17 protein-coding genes are annotated in these 17,820 nt (G+C 40.6%); 1 reads left to right on the top strand and 16 read right to left on the bottom strand.

Annotated elements, in window-relative coordinates:
* Positions 1 to 259, top strand: a 259-nt coding sequence (locus tag LI074_RS10700; RefSeq protein ID WP_330597709.1) for a hypothetical protein, incomplete at its 5' end; no start/stop codon positions are given.
* Positions 260 to 532: 273 nt separating this feature from the next.
* Here LI074_RS10700 and LI074_RS10695 read toward each other — a convergent pair.
* The 16 genes from LI074_RS10695 to LI074_RS10620 form a co-directional block, all read right to left on the bottom strand.
* A complete protein-coding gene (locus tag LI074_RS10695) occupies positions 533 to 796 on the bottom strand; it encodes a hypothetical protein (RefSeq protein WP_147419030.1) in 264 nt (87 codons plus the stop codon).
* 24 nt (positions 797 to 820) lie between these two features.
* Positions 821 to 1,375, bottom strand: coding sequence for an SGNH/GDSL hydrolase family protein (locus LI074_RS10690; protein WP_022380888.1), 555 nt, complete (start codon positions 1,373 to 1,375; stop codon positions 821 to 823).
* A 3-nt stretch (positions 1,376 to 1,378) separates the two neighbouring features.
* Positions 1,379 to 1,906: an O-acetyl-ADP-ribose deacetylase gene (locus LI074_RS10685; RefSeq protein WP_022380889.1), complete on the bottom strand. Its 528-nt coding sequence runs from the start codon at positions 1,904 to 1,906 to the stop codon at positions 1,379 to 1,381.
* A gap of 472 nt (positions 1,907 to 2,378) precedes the next feature.
* Positions 2,379 to 3,317 carry a translation elongation factor Ts gene (tsf, locus tag LI074_RS10680; RefSeq protein ID WP_008703687.1) on the bottom strand — a complete coding sequence of 313 codons (939 nt, stop codon included), beginning with the start codon at positions 3,315 to 3,317 and terminating at the stop codon, positions 2,379 to 2,381.
* Positions 3,318 to 3,417: 100 nt separating this feature from the next.
* Positions 3,418 to 4,161: a 30S ribosomal protein S2 gene (rpsB, locus tag LI074_RS10675; RefSeq protein WP_008703689.1), complete on the bottom strand. Its 744-nt coding sequence runs from the start codon at positions 4,159 to 4,161 to the stop codon at positions 3,418 to 3,420.
* 215 nt (positions 4,162 to 4,376) lie between these two features.
* Positions 4,377 to 5,144, bottom strand: a complete 768-nt coding sequence (locus LI074_RS10670; protein ID WP_055053986.1) for a pseudouridine synthase — start codon at positions 5,142 to 5,144, stop codon at positions 4,377 to 4,379.
* A 44-nt stretch (positions 5,145 to 5,188) separates the two neighbouring features.
* Complete coding sequence (locus LI074_RS10665; protein WP_265107670.1) at positions 5,189 to 5,959, bottom strand: CPBP family intramembrane glutamic endopeptidase; 771 nt, start codon at positions 5,957 to 5,959, stop codon at positions 5,189 to 5,191.
* Positions 5,960 to 6,027: 68 nt separating this feature from the next.
* On the bottom strand, positions 6,028 to 6,675 hold the full coding sequence (locus tag LI074_RS10660; protein ID WP_008703695.1) for an HAD-IA family hydrolase: 648 nt from the start codon (positions 6,673 to 6,675) through the stop codon (positions 6,028 to 6,030).
* Between the two features lie 66 nt (positions 6,676 to 6,741).
* Positions 6,742 to 7,755, bottom strand: a complete 1,014-nt coding sequence (locus LI074_RS10655; RefSeq protein ID WP_118341848.1) for a hypothetical protein — start codon at positions 7,753 to 7,755, stop codon at positions 6,742 to 6,744.
* Entirely contained in the window at positions 7,739 to 8,995 is a 1,257-nt protein-coding gene (locus tag LI074_RS10650) for a serine/threonine protein kinase (protein ID WP_173698174.1), read from the bottom strand. Before LI074_RS10650 ends, LI074_RS10655 begins: the two co-directional genes overlap by 17 nt.
* 423 nt (positions 8,996 to 9,418) lie before the next feature.
* Positions 9,419 to 11,185 carry an arginine--tRNA ligase gene (gene argS, locus LI074_RS10645; protein ID WP_173698173.1) on the bottom strand — a complete coding sequence of 589 codons (1,767 nt, stop codon included), beginning with the start codon at positions 11,183 to 11,185 and terminating at the stop codon, positions 9,419 to 9,421.
* Between the two features lie 24 nt (positions 11,186 to 11,209).
* Positions 11,210 to 12,082: a DegV family protein gene (locus LI074_RS10640; RefSeq protein WP_173698172.1), complete on the bottom strand. Its 873-nt coding sequence runs from the start codon at positions 12,080 to 12,082 to the stop codon at positions 11,210 to 11,212.
* Positions 12,083 to 12,290: 208 nt separating this feature from the next.
* The gene (gene ptsP / locus LI074_RS10635) at positions 12,291 to 13,907 is read right to left on the bottom strand and encodes a phosphoenolpyruvate--protein phosphotransferase (protein WP_062807796.1); all 1,617 of its coding nucleotides are present in this window, start codon (positions 13,905 to 13,907) and stop codon (positions 12,291 to 12,293) included.
* 54 nt (positions 13,908 to 13,961) lie between these two features.
* Entirely contained in the window at positions 13,962 to 14,219 is a 258-nt protein-coding gene (locus tag LI074_RS10630; protein ID WP_008703704.1) for an HPr family phosphocarrier protein, read from the bottom strand.
* 297 nt (positions 14,220 to 14,516) lie between these two features.
* On the bottom strand, positions 14,517 to 15,776 hold the full coding sequence (locus LI074_RS10625; RefSeq protein ID WP_173698171.1) for an ABC transporter permease: 1,260 nt from the start codon (positions 15,774 to 15,776) through the stop codon (positions 14,517 to 14,519).
* Positions 15,777 to 15,795: 19 nt separating this feature from the next.
* Complete coding sequence (locus tag LI074_RS10620; RefSeq protein ID WP_173698170.1) at positions 15,796 to 17,817, bottom strand: hypothetical protein; 2,022 nt, start codon at positions 17,815 to 17,817, stop codon at positions 15,796 to 15,798.
* Positions 17,818 to 17,820: the final 3 nt, after the last annotated feature.

The following is a 17,820-nucleotide window of genomic DNA, read 5'->3' as shown; positions in this document are numbered from 1 at the left end:
AATATATTCCGCAGACGGAAGCAGCCGATATTTCACAGTAAACAGTGATCTTCCGACATATACCAGACCAGATGCTACTGCGGTGAACACGACACTGAAAACCGGATCATTAACAAAAATCATTAAATGCGCACTCATAAACGAAAAGATGTATATTCAGTTAGAATGCGATGGAGAAATCTACTGGATTAAAGCGCTGGAAAATCCACCAATTTCTGATAACGAAAGACAATTTATGGAAGTTAGATATGCAGGATGATATCATAAGAGGATGTCGGTTAATACCACATTTCGACATCCCCAGTAGTAATTGAAAGATGAAATTTATTTTTTGCCGCAAAATGAAGATAGTTTAAACTTTAAAAAAATCCCTAAAATTAGTATACCTATGGATAATTGAAAGATACAGAATCTGCAAATCAAGTAGTAGTTCTATAGAACTATTTTACAAAAAAATCATAGGTTTAATTCCCAAAAACCACCAAGAGATTTTTCTTATCTCCTGGCAGCTTCTCTTCATTATATCATTAAATTATTGTACAACACTCATGCTTTCATCGATCCAGTTCTGAACCATCGCAACACTTACTTTGAGATAGTGGGCTATTTTTTCAGCTTTCATTCCATCCGCAGCCATGGACAAAGCAGTTTCTTTTGCCTGTGGCACCACGATTTCATAAAAATAGAATCCCAGATAGCCGATATTTTTCAACTTGATGATGACAATACTCCTGTATGAGAGATAAAGCCCAAAAGAAAAGCAGTTTGAACCGAGAGTAACTAACTCGATAATCAAGCTGCTTTTTTCATATCACGTTATTCAATTCATCAAGACTTCTGCAATTATCTCTGCTGCTATCTGGGAACCTTTTTCATTTGGATGGCACCCATCATCCGCATAAAGATTTACTTTATCTGAAAGTTCATAAAATTTCTTTCCAACATCTGCAATCAAAGTATGGTTTCTATCTGCTGCCAGGTGATAAGCTTCATACAGTTTCTGATACATCTCATCATAATCCATTCCAAAAGTTTCCAACTTCTTTCCTCCACGTTGATATGCCCAGGTCGCATAAAAAACTGGCTTTGCTCCATTCTCCCTGATCTTCTCACAGAGTTTTTCTGCATTTTCAAGGAAACTGGCTTTTGATGTAATTGGACCATTGCTCATTTCCTGTAAAATGACAAAATCCCATTTTTCATTTTGCAAAGCTTCCTGTGTACGCTTTCCCATCTTTGTTTTCGGATTTAACTGCTCTGCCAATCGTGCCCCTCCACGGGTATGTTGCACAATCTCTGCACCGGTCAACTCATCCAACATGTCCGGCATATGATTTGCCGTTGTAAAACTGTTTCCTAACATCAATATTCTCATCTTCTATATTCCTTTATTATGCGCATTTACTTCTATCGCATAAACCAATTCCGTATGTTCATCAAACAAAACCCACTCCACCAGATCAAAATCATCTGGATGTTCCTTCAAAAATCCAGCAACTGTATTTACTGCAATTCTTGCTGCAAGTCCAACCGGAAATGAATACACTCCTGTAGAAATTGACGGAAATGCGATTTTTCTGATTTTGTGTTCCAGTGCCAGCTGCATAGAAGATAAATAACAGCTTGCAAGTAATTCTTTTTCATTTTGATTCCCACCATTCCATATTGGTCCTACTGTATGGATAACATACTCACAAGGGAGCTTATATGCTTTTGTAATTTTTGCCTTCCCTGTCTCACATCCATGTAATGTTCTGCATTCTTCCAAAAGTTCTGGTCCTGCTGCTCTGTGAATTGCTCCATCCACACCTCCGCCACCAAGAAGTGAATTATTCGCAGCATTTACGATTGCCTGAACATCTGTAATTTTTGTAATGTCTCCTCTGATTGTTTTCAACAATTCCATAATTTCTTTACTCACACTTTCTGTATTCTTCCAAAATGTCATTTGCTCCATAGATATTCTGGGAGTGTTCCATATTGCTGTTGCACATATTCAAAGATTTCTTCTTTACTCACACTCTATTCAGTTCCTGTTTTCTCTTATGTCCTGTTCTCAATCATACCACATTTCCAACCTTCCTACTACTGCCCAAATCTTTTTGCAATTTGAACCTCTATTCCTGCAAGTATTATAAATTGCTTTATAGTTAGCTACCGAAATCGCCACATTTTTCTTAAAAATCATGCGAAGTTTTCGTTAAGAAGTTCGTACGCAGGTTTTACGAAAACCATGACGAACATTTTACGAAAATCCGTTTAAAAAGTTACATGAATTTATAATGCAATATATGAAGTGGTGTATATAAGAAAAACCCTTGAAAATACTGGATTTTCAAGGGTTTTAAGACTCTTTTTAAAGTTCTGCAAAAACCAGATTACTGTGCCATCTGTTTTGCAACTTCTTCTGCAAAGTTCTCTTCTTTCTTTTCGATACCATCACCTGTCTCGTAACGTACGAAACCTTTAACAGTGATCTTAGCACCGTTTTCTTTAGCAACCTGCTCTACGTATTTAGCTACAGACTGTTTTCCGTCTTCAGCTTTAACGTATGTCTGGTCAAGAAGGCAGATTTCTTTAAGCTCTTTTTTGATACGTCCTGTGATCATTCCTTCGATAACCTTAGCCGGTTTCTGGGATTCTTTCGGATCGTTCTGGATCTGAGCCATAAGGATTTCTTTCTCATGCTCAATGTATTCTGCGCTTACTTCGCTATCGCTTGTGTACTGTGGTTTCAGAGCTGCAATCTGCATTGCTACGTTCTTAGCCATTTCTTTAACAGCATCGTTAACTACGTCTGTTTCAACGTCTACAAGAACACCGATCTTACCGCCCATATGTGTGTAGGAAGCAACGAAACCGTTCTCTTCTGTAACCTGAGCAAATCTTCTGATGTTCATGTTCTCGCCGATAACTGCGATCTGAGCTGCAAGAGCTTCTTTAACAGTCTTAGTTGTATCAAGTGCCCATGCTTCTGCAAGGAAAGCATCGATATCTGCTGCTGTTGTGTTCATAGCCTGAGCTGCTACATCTGCAACGTAGTTCTGGAATTTTTCATTCTTAGCTACGAAGTCTGTCTCAGCGTTAACTTCTACAACAACTGCTTTCTTTCCGTCTTCGGAAACTAAAGTTTTGCAAAGACCTTCTGCTGCTACACGGCTTGCTTTCTTCTGTGCTGTAGCAAGACCTTTTTCGCGAAGGAATTCTACTGCTTTATCCATATCACCTTCTGTAGCTGTAAGAGCTTTCTTACAATCCATCATTCCGGCGCCGGTCATTTCTCTTAATTCTTTTACCTGTGCTGCTGTGATAGCCATTTCATTTTCCTCCTGAATAATATTCGTAAATCGCCCGGAGGGGCTTTTCCTTTTTCAATGACAGGAAAGCCTGTCGGCTTTCCTGTACTGGTTCAAAAAATTATTCTTCTGTAGCTGCGAACTCTTCAGATTCAGCTTCGATTTCACCGTCTGCATCTGCAGTACCCTGTTTTGCTTCGATAACAGCGTCTGCCATTTTGGAAACGATTAATTTTACTGCACGGATTGCATCATCGTTACCCGGAATTACATAATCCAGTTCTTCCGGATCGCAGTTTGTATCGCAGATACCGATAAGCGGGATTCCTAATGTATGAGCTTCCTGTACGCAGATTCTTTCTTTCTTAGGATCTACGATGAAGATTGCATCCGGAAGTCTCTTCATTTCTTTGATACCGCCGATGTTTTTCTGTAATTTTGCAAGTTCTTTTTTCAGCTCAATAACTTCTTTCTTAGGAAGAACGTCAAATGTTCCATCAGCTTCCATAGCTTCGATTTCTTTCAGTCTTGCAATACGGCTCTGGATAGTTTTGAAGTTTGTAAGCATACCACCTAACCATCTCTCGTTTACATAGAACTGTCCGCAACGCTCTGCTTCTGTTTTGATAGCATCCTGAGCCTGTTTCTTTGTTCCTACGAATAAGATGCTTCCACCGTCTGCTACGATATCAGCGATTGCATTGTAAGCATCGTCAACCATACCTACAGACTGCTGTAAGTCGATGATGTAGATACCGTTTCTCTCTGTGTAGATGTATGGAGCCATTTTAGGGTTCCATCTTCTTGTCTGATGTCCGAAATGTACGCCTGCTTCTAAAAGCTGTTTCATTGAAATAACGCTCATGTTTGTTCTCCTTTTTGGTTAATTTCTTCCGCCCGGTTCTTTTTCCTGGGGACCCAGCCTCACACCGCAGGGCACCATCCGCGGGAATCTCCGAACGTGTATATTTTTGCATGCACAATAGATGCGCATGACTCGCAACTTCTGTAGTATAGCATACAAAAACCCTCCATGTAAAGAGGGTTTTTTGCAAATTTTTTATTATTTTTACAGGTTTTTCAGGATCTGCCAATGCTGTCTTTCAGTTTTTTCTCTTCTTCAGCAGTCAACTGACGGCATTCTCCTTTTTTCAGGTCATCCGGCAATGTTAATACTCCCATGGAAATTCGTTTCAGATAGACCACTTTCTTTCCTACTGCTTCTGTCATTCGCTTGACCTGATGGAATTTGCCTTCTTTGATCGTAAGCTGAATTTCCGAAGACCATCCTGACGGATACTGTTCCAGTTCTGCCTCTTCCACTTTTCTGGTTCTGAGGATTTCCAGTTTCGCTGGCATAGTCGGATTTTTTTCTCCAATCTCCAGACCCTCAGCAAATCTCTGTACATCCTCTTTTGTCACGCAACCATCTGTGACAGCATAGTAAGTTTTGTCTACATGCTTCTTCGGAGAAAGAAGTTCATGTGCCAATGCTCCGTCATCTGTGATCAGAAGCAGGCCCTCTGTATCTTTATCCAGTCTCCCTACAGGAAAAATATCTTTCCTGTCTGACGGCACCAGTTCCATCACTGTTCTGTCACGCTTATCCTCAGTCGCACTGATATAACCTGCAGGTTTGTGCAGAAGATAATAGACGAATTCCGGTGCCCTGGAAACTTTGTTTCCATCCAGAATTACTTCATCCTCTTCACTAACCTTGATCTCCGGTTTCTTTGCAGGTACACCGTTGATCTGTACTTTTCCTTTTTGAATATATTTTTTTACCTCACTTCTGGTCCCTACTCCTGCATCTGCCAGAAACTTATCCAGACGAACTGCTTTTCCCATCACATTCTCCTGTTAATCATCATCTGCTTTTTATGGCAGATTTTTTATATCATTCTCTTCTTTTTTCTTACACTATACACTTTTTCGAAATGAGTAAGGCAGCACACTACGCCGGCCAGCAGAATCAGATAGATCAATATCAAAATCTGCACACCGTATTTCATGGAAAACAGATCCAGTGCATATTCTGTAATAAGCAATGACCAGATATTCGCTCCCATATGAAGCAGCATACTGCTGTAAATATTTCCACTCATTTCCAGTATCCATGCAAATGCTGTTCCAAGGATACTTGCGTATATTCCCTGCACGATATTTCCGTGATATATACCAAAGACCACTCCGGAAATCACTGCTGCCACCGGCAGCTTCATCCAGTCACGCAGACGCAGATAGATTAACCAGCGAAAGATCATTTCCTCTGCTGCCGGCGCAACGATTCCCATCCAGAAAATCATCATAAAAAGTGATTTTCCTTCTGTAATTCTGGTCATGCTTTCCTGGTAGGCACTGCTGTTGATAAATGACTGAAGAATTGCCATCAGGAAATTTCCATACTGTGCAAGTCCGGCTCCTGCCAGAAGCAGAAGAATTATTTCCAGTAAGGAAAGCGGTACTTTTTTCTGTGCCGGGATCAGACCGCCGGCAATTCTTCTAACTTTATCTCTTCGATAAAAATACAATGCCGGGATCATAGCCAGGATTCCTGTTAAGCCTGTGAGAAAAATCGTGTAATTATAGTATGTCTCTGCCGAATTTTCTGCTGTTCTTGCAAATACTGCCAACGCAGTCCCTGCAACGATCTGCGAAATCACAAAATGGATTCCTGCCGGATATCCTGCCCTCCAGATTTTAGAAACAATATTTTGTTTTCGCAGAGGGCTCAGGCGAAAAAATCTACGATTCCTTCTGCAGAATCAACGATTTTCAGAGGTTTTGCCTGTTTAAGCTCTTCTTCAGTTCCATATCCGAAAGAAACTGCAATACATTCCAGGCCAGCTTTGCGTGCTCCGTATACATCATGTTCTTTATCTCCAACCATAATAACCTGATCTCTGTGTTTGTCCATATTCAGACGTTTCAGAACATCTTCGATCACTTCTGTCTTGTTTGTTCTTCGACCATTCAATTCGCTTCCGCCGATTTCTGTGAAGTACCGGGTAAGTCCAAAATGATCCAGGATCTGTCTCACATATACTTCCGGTTTAGAGGATGCTACTGCGAGAATATATCCTTTCTTCTCCAACTGTGCCAGCATGTTCTCAATTCCCGGATATACGGCATTTTCAAAGATTCCTGTCACAGAATAGCGTTCTCTGTAAATTTCCACCGCCTGTTTTGCGGTTGCCTCATCAATCTGTGCATATTGCATAAACATCTCCATAAGCGGCGGTCCTATGAAAACCTTCAGTTTCTCAAGGTCCGGTTCAGGCTTTCCAATTCTCTCCAGTGCATACTGAACAGATTTCGTGATACCCTCTCCGGATTCTGTTAATGTTCCATCTAAATCAAACAAAATTACTTTGTACATAGGTTCCTCCTGTCTCAGAAAAATTGATATAATATGATAAATTATAGCATTGTTTTCCTGAAGCGTCTATGAGGAAAAAATCCGGGGATTCATTTTTATCAGCTTTCCGCCTTGAGAGATAACCAACAATTCTATTTCTTTTACATTTTCATCTTCCGTATCCGGTATGATCCAGTCTCCTTCCCAATGCCAGGGACATTCTGTTTTGTTAAGCCGAAAAGAAAGAATCTGAACAGAGCCCCGGGATATTATCTGAATTCGCGGGGTATGGAAACTATCTGTATTTTGTGTGCAATGAAACTTAACAGCTTCATCTTTTACATGCGTGTATTCAACAGTATCCCCCTGGTTTTCTTTATTCTGAAACACTTTGGAATTACCTGTATTCTTGTTTTCTTTTTCTGTTTTCTTTGCTTTATTTTGTTTCTTCTTATTTTTCTTTTTTGACGGCTTAGGAGTTGGGGGCTGAGTTGATTTGGGTGTTTTTGTCGGCTTCGGATTTTTCGCAGGTTTAGGTGTTGGTACAGGTATTGATGTTGGGGTGGGTTTTTCTGATATCTTAACAGCGGATTCATTATCCGTCCGGGATGTTATCTGCATATTGTTATCTGTCTGAGGTTGAGCGTTCCATGCAGAATTATTATTCCGGGCATTATTACTCTGAACGTTATTATTCTGGACATTATTATTCTGAGAATTATTATCCCACTGAGAATTATTGTTCCATTGACTGCTGTTATTCCAGTCAGTGTTATTCTGCTGTACACCATCCCATTGCTGTATATTATCCTGTGTTCCGTTTTCTATATCAGAATCATACTGATATCCATTGTCCTGGGCCTGATCGTTCTGTACAGGAGTTTCTGATGTGTTGTCTCCAGTCTGCCGGTTATTTTCCCACGTATTCTCCCAACTGCTCTGATTCCACTGCTGTTCCTCATGCCATTGCCAGCTGCTGTTTTCTCCATTTCCTACATCAATATCAAAACCTCCCATCTGCATGGCAGAGATAGTCGAAGTCAGACACAGACATAAACATACAAATGTCACAATCCAGAGTCTGTTATGATTTTTCTTCACTCTTAGTCATCTCCTTTTCCCACAATCTCAGATTTCTGCTGACTGTATCGTCTAACATTGTTTCTTTCGACTTATATTCTGTCCATAGTGCCTGACCGGCTTCCTTTTGCCCGGTACGGAACAGGAACATTCCATATTCACCGTATCCGGCTCTGTAAGTTTCATCATAAAGAAGCATTTGCTCATAGTAGAATCCTGCATTTTCATAATTTTCCTGATACTCACTGTTTACTGCCAGAATCTGTAATATCTTTCTTGACTCCTCTTTTTCAGTGCATTGTTTTTGTAATTTCCGCAGTCCGGTATCTGCCTGTTCACAAATTTTTTCCCTGTCCGCTTTACTGTCGTTTTGAAATTCTTCCTGATAATAAAGGTCTGTAATATCAGTTAGCTCTTCATAAAAATCAAATGTTTTGGAGCCGGATACCAGATCAGAACTAAACAGAAGAAAAACAGTTATTACTGCAAAAGCAATACTGCTCCCTGCCAAAACCAACATGTTTTTAATTTTACTCTGATTTTGTCTCTTCTGGATTCTGCTTAGTTTTTTCTGTACAGTCTTCATATTTTGATAACGCATTTCCGGTTTCTTCATGCAGCATCTGAAAATAAGCCAGAATAATGACATGTTCCGGATGAATAACAGACAATCTGTTTTTCCACATAAGGCAGATAATGTTTTTCCAAATGTATAAATATCTGTTGCTGCATTTATCTTTCCCTCATATTGTTCCGGCGCAGCAAAACCGGCAGTGCCTGTACATACTTTATGGTGATATTTATATCCGTTTACAGCACCGCCCAGATCGATCAGATATAATCTTCCATTCTCACCCAGCATCAGATTGTCAGGCTTCAGATCTCCATAATAAACCGGTGGTTTCCGACCATGAAAATAGGAGAATACATCTGAAATCTCCATTCCATATTTAACGATTTCATTTATGGAAAAATGTTTTCCGCCTCTTAAATACTCACCCAGAGATTTTCCCCTGACATATTCCATAACAAGGTAACATTTTCGGTTATCTTCTATGTAATCTATCATCTTTGGCAAAGACGGATGCGAAAGTTTCAAAAGCATACGAGCTTCACTTTTGTCGGATACCGGTATTTCTTTTACCGCCCACAAAACGCCCAGTTCCAGGTCTCTGGCAAGGTAAACTTTCCCTCCGCCGCCTTTTCCAACAGGATTCAGAATACAGTAACGCCCTTTTAATACAGTTCCAGATAAATTCACTGGTTCACCTCCTGTTCAATTGTCAAACAGATAAAATCATCAGATTCGCTACTTGCTCATAACCGAATAACTGCTCCGCAGTTTATCTGAGCCAAGCAGATATTCACAATTCGTTTAAAACAAAAATGGAAAATGTGATGAAAGAATTTCATCACGTATAGATTAGATAAATACATGATAGCACATTTCGTTCTTTTTGAAAAGCCCCATTTACAATATATGTAAACAGGGCTTAGTATACGTTACTGTTCACTCCGTTCTCAGTAACATAGCCAAAATTCATTCCAGATTGCCTGCGGCAATGAATTTTTGGCTTGTATGTCTCGGGATTTTGGCATATTCATGCCAAAACACCTCGCGGGATAGTGGTGTGTGAACAGTAACTAGTATACCAACAAGTTGATTTATTGATGAATCTTATTTTTACATTCTGTCCGGTGCAGAAAATCCAAGAAGATCGATACATGTCTCCAGAACTTTCTTAGTGAGTTTCAACAACTGGATGAAGGAAGCTTTCTGTGCTTCGTTCTCTTCGCTGAGGATCTTTGTCTCATGATAGAAGCTGTTGAATGCATTGGATACTTCATAAATATATGCACAGATCTTATGCGGTGCTTTTTCTTCAAAAGCGTTCTCTACAGTTGCACCGAAACCTGTCAGTTGAAGCATCAGGTTCTTCTGGCTGTCGTTTACTGGATCAAGGATTGCACCTGCTTCAAGGTTGCCGCCCTCTTCTGCAAAACGGTTCAGAATAGATTTGATACGAACGATCGTATAAAGGATATACGGACCTGTATTACCTTCAAATGATGTAAATCTGTCAATATCAAAAATGTAATCCTTGGTAGCCTGATTGGAAAGGTCACCGTATTTGATCGCGGAAAGCCCTACGATCTCTGCAGTTTCTTTCGCATCTTTATCTTTCACGCTGCGATTCTCAACAATCTTGGTAAACATCTCTTCGTTGATGTCTTTAATGAGAGTTTCCAGACGCATAACGCCGCCCTCTCTTGTCTTGAACGGTTTTCCGTCTTTTCCGTTCATGGTTCCGAATCCAAGGAAAGAAAGCTTTGTATCATCTTTTACAAGCCCGGTCTTTCTTGCACAGCGGAATACCTGGATAAAGTGAAGTTCCTGACGTTTGTCTACCACATACAAGATCTCATCCGGGTTAAATAATTTCATTCGCTCTACGATTGTTGCAAGGTCTGTAGTTGTATAAAGAGAAGCTCCGTCTGATTTCAGAAGCATACATGGAGGAATCTCTTTTGTGTCGTTCTCTTCTTTTACATCTACTACAAGTGCACCCTGGTCTACATAAGCGAATCCTTTTTCTTTCATCTCCTCAACCATTCCAGGAATATATGGCTGTGCATCGGATTCCTTTTTCCAGAGATCAAAAGACACATTTAATTTGTCATAGTTGCGCTTCAGGTCTGTAACGGATACGTTCATAATATGGTTCCAGAGAGCCATGTATCCCGGTTTGCCCTGCTGAAGAAGATGAGTTGCTTCCAGAGCTTCGTTTCTGTACGCTTCATCCTCTTTGGACTTGCCGCTTGCACATGGATAGATCTCTTCCAGCTCGCTGATCGTAAATGGTGCTTCCTCCGGATACTCTCCTGTGTAAGAATCATCAAAATAAACCAGCTCCGGTTTTCTGTGTTTCAGTTCCGTAATGATCAGCCCCATCTGAAGACCCCAGTCTCCCAGATGAACATCACCGATCACTTTATGTCCTACAAAGCGACTGATTCTCTTAATACTTTCTCCGATGATTGCAGAACGAAGATGTCCTACATGAAGAGGTTTTGCAACGTTTGGTCCACCGTAGTCGATGATGATCGTCTTCGGCTCTTTTGCTGCAGATACGGAAAGTTTCTCGTCTGCTGCCATTTCCTTTAAGTAATCTGCAAGGAATTCACCTTTTACTTTTAAATTGATAAATCCCGGTTTTACGACTTCTGCCATGGAGAAAACCTGGCTGTCTTTTAAGTATGCTACTACATCATCAGCGATCATAAACGGTGCCTTCTTGTATGCTTTGGCTCCTGCCATAGCACCGTTGCACTGAAATTCGCAAAGATCCGGTCTGTTGGATACGGTTACTTTTCCGTAGGATGGGTCGTATCCGGATTTTTCAAATGCTGCGGAAAGTTCTTCCGCCATCTGTTCCATAAGTTTCTTCATTCTTTCCTAACTCCTCAGATTGTTTTATTCTACTACCACTTTTCTTGAACATGCAACTGCAATAGCACCATGTCCGATATGGCATGCAACACTTAATGATAACGGATTCTGCACAATCTCAATTCCGGGGAATACTTCGGCAATTTCTTTCTTAAATTCCTCTGCTTCCTCCTGATTTCCTGTATAAGCAGACTGCAGGCACATTTCGCCACGTTTTACGTATTCTGCGAAGCGGTTCTCCCAGTCATTCTGCATAGCCTTGAGCATGACACGTTTTGCCTGCTTCTTGCCTCTTGTTTTGGAATATGCATCCAGCTTCTCACCCTGGATCTGAAGCACAGGTTTCAGGTTCAGAACTGTTCCGATTGCTGCTGCTGCAGGGGTAATCCTTCCGCCTTTCTTAAGGTATTTCAGAGTTTCCAGAGTAATATAGATACTGGAATCCAGCTTCTGCTCTTCCAGAACCTGTTTGATCTGTATCGCATTTCTGCCCGCATCTCTTAATGTGAGGGCATCCAGTACAGATTGTCTCTGCGTAACAGAAATTCTCTGATTGTCTACTACATGTACTCTTCCGTCATATTCCTGAGCCAGTCCCATTGCTGTATCGCAGGATGCACTCAGTCCGCTTGACATTGGAATGTGCACTACTTCATCATACTTTTCCAGTAATGTATTCCAAAGTCCGCATACATCTGCCGGCCCCGGCTGTGAAGTAGAAATAGCCTCATCATTCTTAAGTCTCTCATAAAACTCTTCCTGTGAAAGAGTGATTCCTTCAAGATAAAGCTTCTCGTTAATATAAAAAGGCATTGGAATTACGCTGATTCCAAGTTCTCTTGCCTGGTCCTGTGTTATGCCGCTGTTACTGTCTGTGACAATGGCAATTTTTCCCATATTCATATCTCCTTTGCTTCTGATCCACTTCAGATTTTTTATGTATCAATTATCTTTTCATAAAATTACAGATTATGTTCAGTTTATCATATTTTTTTATGTATCACAATCAGGAACCGCTAATTTATTGCAAAAAAATTCCGCATAGATTGACCCATGCGGAATTTTGACTGCCTGTTTCTATTCTTTTGCGATATTTATGCCAGAATCAGTCCAGTTCCCTTACGATCTTACGTACCGGCAGAACAAATGTAGGTGATACAGATAATTCATCAATCCCCATCTGGATAAAGCGTTCTGTCAATGTAGTATCTGCTCCGAGCTCTCCGCAGATTCCTGCCCAGATTCCCTCTTTATGTGCATTATCAATGACCATCTGGATCATACGAAGTACAGCTTCATGATGAGAATCATAAATATTATCCAGTTTTGCATTCTGACGGTCGATTGCCAGTGTATACTGTGTTAAATCGTTAGTTCCGATGCTGAAGAAATCAACTTCTTTTGCAAGAAGATCACTGATCATAACTGCAGCCGGTGTCTCGATCATTACACCCTGCTCTACGTCATCTTTAAACGGAATGCCCTGCTCTGTCAGCTCTTTCTTAACCTCTGCAACAATAGCCTTGATCTGTTTTACTTCTGTTACAGAGATGATCATCGGATACATAATGGAGATATTTCCGAACATACTTGCTCTGAACAGTGCACGAAGCTGTGTCTTAAATACTTCTGGTCTGTCCAGGCAGATACGGATTGCACGATAACCCATTGCCGGATTCTCTTCGTGTGCCATATCAAAGTAATCAATCTGCTTGTCTGCGCCGATATCCAGTGTACGGATGATTACTTTCTTTCCTGCCATATTCTGTGCTACTGCTTTATAAATCTGGAACTGCTCTTCCTCTGTCGGATAATTATCTTTTTCCAGATAAATGAATTCACTTCTGAATAGACCAATACCTTCTGCATCATTAGCCAGTACACTGGCTACATCGCCTGTGCTTCCGATGTTTGCGTACAGATGAATCTTATGTCCACTCTTTGTCTCTGTAGTTTTGCCTTTTAATTCTTTGAGCATTGCTCTCTGGCGCAACTCCTCGTCTTTCTGATCCTGATATTTCTTCAGGGTATCTGCATCCGGTTCCACAATAAGAGAACCGGTCTTACCGTCTACAACTGCCATTTTCCCATCCATGCTGTCATCATATTCAATATTGATCAGCGCCGGGATATTCATAGTTCTTGCAAGGATTGCTGTATGGGAATTGGAAGAACCTTTCCTTGTAACAAATGCAAGAACTTTGCTCTTGTCCATCTGTACAGTTTCACTTGGAGCCAGATCCTCAGCAACGATAATAGATGGTTCTGCAGCATCCATATCTCCCTCATCGTGTCCTGATAATACACGTACCAGACGATCTGAAATATCCTTTATATCTGCCGCTCTTGCTTTCATGTAGTCATCATCCATCTGCGCAAACATGTCTGCAAAATTATCGCCTGTTGTTGCTACTGCATACTCTGCATTTACATTCTCCGTACGGATAATGTTATCAATAGAATCCAGATAGTCCTCATCATCCAGCATCATCTGATGCACTTCAAAAATAGCAGCACCTGATTCTCCAACTTCCCGGAGTGCCTTATCATACAGTTTCTGAAGCTGTTCAACTGCTTTCTCTTTTGCTTCCTGCACACGTGTGATCTCTGCCTCCGGATTTTCTACCTTCGTACGCTTTACACTTGTGTCTGCTTTCTGCAAAATAGAAATCTTTCCAATTGCGATTCCTGAAAATACGGACTTACCTTCTAATACTTTCATTACTCCAATTCTCCTTATTAAAGATTATGGCATAACTGTCTGACATCTTCACAGTTACAGATTATTTTTCAAAAACTCTCTCATTACTTCGGCATCTGCCTCTTCATTCTCGCCTTCCACATGTACTGTTATCTGATCTCCCTGTTTTACTGCAAGATTCATAACACAGAACATCCGCTTCGCATCACCACTGTCTGTTCCTTTAAAAATAGTGATATTGCTCGTAAGCTTTCCGGCTTCCTGCACAAGAAGCAGTCCGGGCCTTGCATGTATTCCAAATTTATCTTTGATGATATAGGTAAATGATACCATCCGCGAACTTTCTCCTGTATAAATAATTCTTTTTGAGATACTCCATTATAGCACAACCTGTCTTTGTACTTCCATATTTTTTTATTTTTTGTACAAATTTTAGCACATTTCTTGACATCTAAACAAATTTGATTGTTTTTCTGTTTAAAATCCACAGAAAAATGGTTATTGTTCACTTCGTTTTCAATAACACGCTTTGCAGGATATTGCCAGTAAACAGTAACTAAAAATGTTACAGAAAAACAGACTCAATATACAAAGGTATTGTACATCAAGTCTGTTTTATCTGTGCAGTGTTTATTCACTTCTCAACGCATCAATAGGATTTAAATTTGCTGCTTTCACAGAAGGAAGCAGTCCAAATACCACGCCTATCACTGTAGAAAACAATACTGCGATCACAATTGATGGCACACTAATCGCAGTAGGCGAACCGGTAACCTTTCCCACCACTTTCGACAGCCCGATTCCTGTTATTACTCCGATAATACCGCCAATACTGGTAAGTACGGAAGCCTCTGTCAGAAACTGTCCCAGAATCGTCTTCTTACGTGCCCCGATAGCCTTTTTCAATCCAATCTCTTTGGTACGCTCTGTAACAGAAACCAACATGATATTCATGACACCAATACCGCCTACAAGAAGAGAAATACTTGCAATCCAGATCAGCTGATTATTCGTACTCTCACTGAGTTTCTGCATATTCTTGACCTGCTCCATAATATTATCGGCTTTGTATTTCATGGTTGTATTTCCGTCTGTATTTAAGGCTGCAATTAAATTATTCAGCACATCTGCTGCTGCATTTCCCACCGAACTCATGGTATCTGTGCTGTCTGCTTTCACAATTACATTCTGAGGAACATCAAATTTAAAGGAAATCGGCCAGCAACTGTCCGGAATCATTACACTTCCTACAATCGACTGATAATAAGTGTAATATTCGTCAATACTGTTGATCGTCGGCTGATAATTCTCATCCTGCCGGATCACTCCCACAATCGTATATGGTTCCTGATTGATCTCCACAGTCTGCCCTACCGGGTTCTGTGACGGGAACAGATTCTGTGCCGCATTGTCATCGATCAGCGCAACTTTATTGTAATTTTTGTAGTCATCTTTTACAAATCCCCGTCCTGACTGAATTATATATCCGCAAGTAGCCAGATAGTTCACATCAATCCCGTAAACACTTCCACCCTCCAGACTGTTATTGTTATTATAAATAGATGCGCTGGTACTGTTATAATAAAAAGTTGCATTCTCAACATGGTCCAGATCTTTCACTTCTTCTTTTACATCATCTGTCAGAATCGGTGCTTTTGAAGAATTTCCATATTCCGCATCATATTGATTATCTCCATCATACAGATAAATATTTACTGTATTGGAACCTGCACCTATCAGGTCTTCCTTAATCTGCTCACTGGTTCCTTTGATGGTAGAAACAATTGCAATGATAGACGCAATACCAATAATGATACCCAGCATAGTCAGGAAGGATCTCATCATATGTGACCATATTCCCTGAAAAGCCAGGCGTATATTTTCAAGCATAAAATGTCTCCTTTCTCAATTAATATCCATACATCTGATCCAGAGTAATTTCTTTTGTCTTTGCGCCCTCTTTCACATCTTTTCCATAAGGAAATGCAATCAGATCATCTTCACTGAGTCCACCTTTGACAATCACACTGTAACCGCTGTCCACAGTTGCACCTACAGAAATCTCCTGCTTCTTCAGGACGCCTTTATCATCTTTATATACATAGTTTTTATTATTGTCATTTCTGACAAAAGCTTTCTGGATGACCATAATGTTCTCTGCAGCAGATGCTTCATAATTAACAGTAACCCAGTCCTGATCCTCCAATTGAAGAGTTTTATCAGTCACCACTGCTGTAAATGCATAATAAGATACATTGGGATTGCTGCCTCCATAAGAACTGTTACCGGTTACAGGATATTCCGAAACATCCATAACATCTGCCTCAAAAGATCCGCTGGTATAACTTGTACAATTAAGCTTTGTGCCTTCTTTAAAATCATCGAGCATCAGTTCACTCACAGAACCTACCACATAAAATCCATCACTGCTTTTTATCTTGATCAGAGCCTTACCGTCAGTTGTCTCACCACTTCCGGAATCCCCCACATAAGTAACCGTACCATCCAGTTTTGCAGTGATAAGCTTTTTATTAGCTTTCTTTTCCAGCTGTGATATCTTGATATCGCTTTCCTGGAGATCCAGCTTCAGACTGGCAATCTTACTCTTCTGATACTTAATAGCATCTGCCCTGGAAACAGGGGTTCCGGTAGGTTCATCATTCCCACCAGGATTATCATCTCCTCCATCATCTGGATTCTCATCATATTTATCTGCATCTGCCAGTGTAAATTCCACCTCTGCAAATTCATATACCGGTTTCTCCAGAAAACTTCCGTTTACCAGATAATAACCTGTGCAGGAGGTTTTCAGATCATCATAGTCCGCTATTGTATCATTCTGATGAAATTCCAGACGGTACCAGTAACCACCCTGATTAACAACTTTGGTTCCATCAGGACTGTATCCTGCAAGTTTATTAAAGAATGAACCCATTACTGTTACTTTTTCTTTTGCACTGCTACACAGATATACATATGGATCGTCCTCTGTGCCACTTCCTGTAAACGGAACGGAATCTGCATCCAGTTTTTGATAAAACGGCTCGTCACCATCTGTGATATTCGGATCACCTTTTCGGTAATAAGGATCAAAATATGTGGTACGATCATCCAGTGTTGGCGTTGGCGTTGGTGATAATTCCGGTGTATCATTTTTTCCTGAATTAAAATCATCCTTCTCTCCGTCACTGAATCCATTCGCTGAGGGATCCGAATATACCGGAGTATCATTATCCGCAGATGTTCCGTCTGATGAACCGCCTGTATTTCCGGTATCTGTTGAAGCATCATCTCCCGGTAAATCTGACTTGGATGAAGAATTGTCTGAGCCCGCATTATCCACTGCATCTCCATCTGTAAAAGCAGATAACAAAAACGGATGCATGGCTGCTGCCAGATAATTACCGGACATATCTGTTGCGGATGATAACGTATCATCCGGTTTCATATCATCATCGCCTGTATCATTATCAGTTCTTCCTGTTTTTGAATTCAGGTTATCGGCGTCTGTACCCGCATCTGTTTCCTCTACAGGTCCACCATTCTGAAGGCTGTTCAATCTGTTCACTGCTTTATTTAAATCCTGCTCCAGTTTCTGTTTTTTCAGCTTTGCTATATTCAGTTCCATTTCCACCAGAGTAGTATCAAAAGAAATCAGAGGATCCCCTTTTTTTACGGCATCTCCCTTTGTCACATAAATCTGATCAATAATCAGGTCTTTATCACCGTTTACTGTCTGTGTTGCACTGGATGTAATGGTTCCGTCAAGCGTGGTGGAAGGTGTATAAAATTCCTGCAGTAATCCGCTCACAGGAGTAACCGCCACTGTTTTCTGGCTGTTTTTCTTCAGCTGCATCAATCCCGCTGTAATTCCGCTTCCTGCGATTACCACCACAAGCACTCCTGCGAGGATTTTCTTTACTTTGCCCATGAA

The sequence above is a fragment of the Blautia sp. MSK18_10 genome (assembly GCF_020553185.1).
GTDB lineage: Bacteria > Bacillota > Clostridia > Lachnospirales > Lachnospiraceae > Blautia_A > Blautia_A wexlerae.
Note: the sequence above shows the minus strand (reverse complement) of the source record. Positions and strands in the feature narration are given on the sequence as shown.

Coding starts and splice junctions, on each gene's coding strand:
- argS (WP_173698173.1), bottom strand. CDS start 11,185: ATGAAGAAACTTATGGAACAGATGGCGGAAGAACTTTCCGCAGCATTT.
- LI074_RS10685 (WP_022380889.1), bottom strand. CDS start 1,906: ATGGAATTGTTGAAAACAATCAGAGGAGACATTACAAAAATTACAGAT.
- LI074_RS10620 (WP_173698170.1), bottom strand. CDS start 17,817: ATGGGCAAAGTAAAGAAAATCCTCGCAGGAGTGCTTGTGGTGGTAATC.
- ptsP (WP_062807796.1), bottom strand. CDS start 13,907: ATGAAAGTATTAGAAGGTAAGTCCGTATTTTCAGGAATCGCAATTGGA.
- rpsB (WP_008703689.1), bottom strand. CDS start 4,161: ATGAGCGTTATTTCAATGAAACAGCTTTTAGAAGCAGGCGTACATTTC.
- LI074_RS10660 (WP_008703695.1), bottom strand. CDS start 6,675: ATGTACAAAGTAATTTTGTTTGATTTAGATGGAACATTAACAGAATCC.
- LI074_RS10690 (WP_022380888.1), bottom strand. CDS start 1,375: ATGAGAATATTGATGTTAGGAAACAGTTTTACAACGGCAAATCATATG.
- LI074_RS10640 (WP_173698172.1), bottom strand. CDS start 12,082: ATGGGAAAAATTGCCATTGTCACAGACAGTAACAGCGGCATAACACAG.
- LI074_RS10670 (WP_055053986.1), bottom strand. CDS start 5,144: ATGGGAAAAGCAGTTCGTCTGGATAAGTTTCTGGCAGATGCAGGAGTA.
- tsf (WP_008703687.1), bottom strand. CDS start 3,317: ATGGCTATCACAGCAGCACAGGTAAAAGAATTAAGAGAAATGACCGGC.
- LI074_RS10630 (WP_008703704.1), bottom strand. CDS start 14,219: ATGGTATCATTTACCTATATCATCAAAGATAAATTTGGAATACATGCA.
- LI074_RS10625 (WP_173698171.1), bottom strand. CDS start 15,776: ATGCTTGAAAATATACGCCTGGCTTTTCAGGGAATATGGTCACATATG.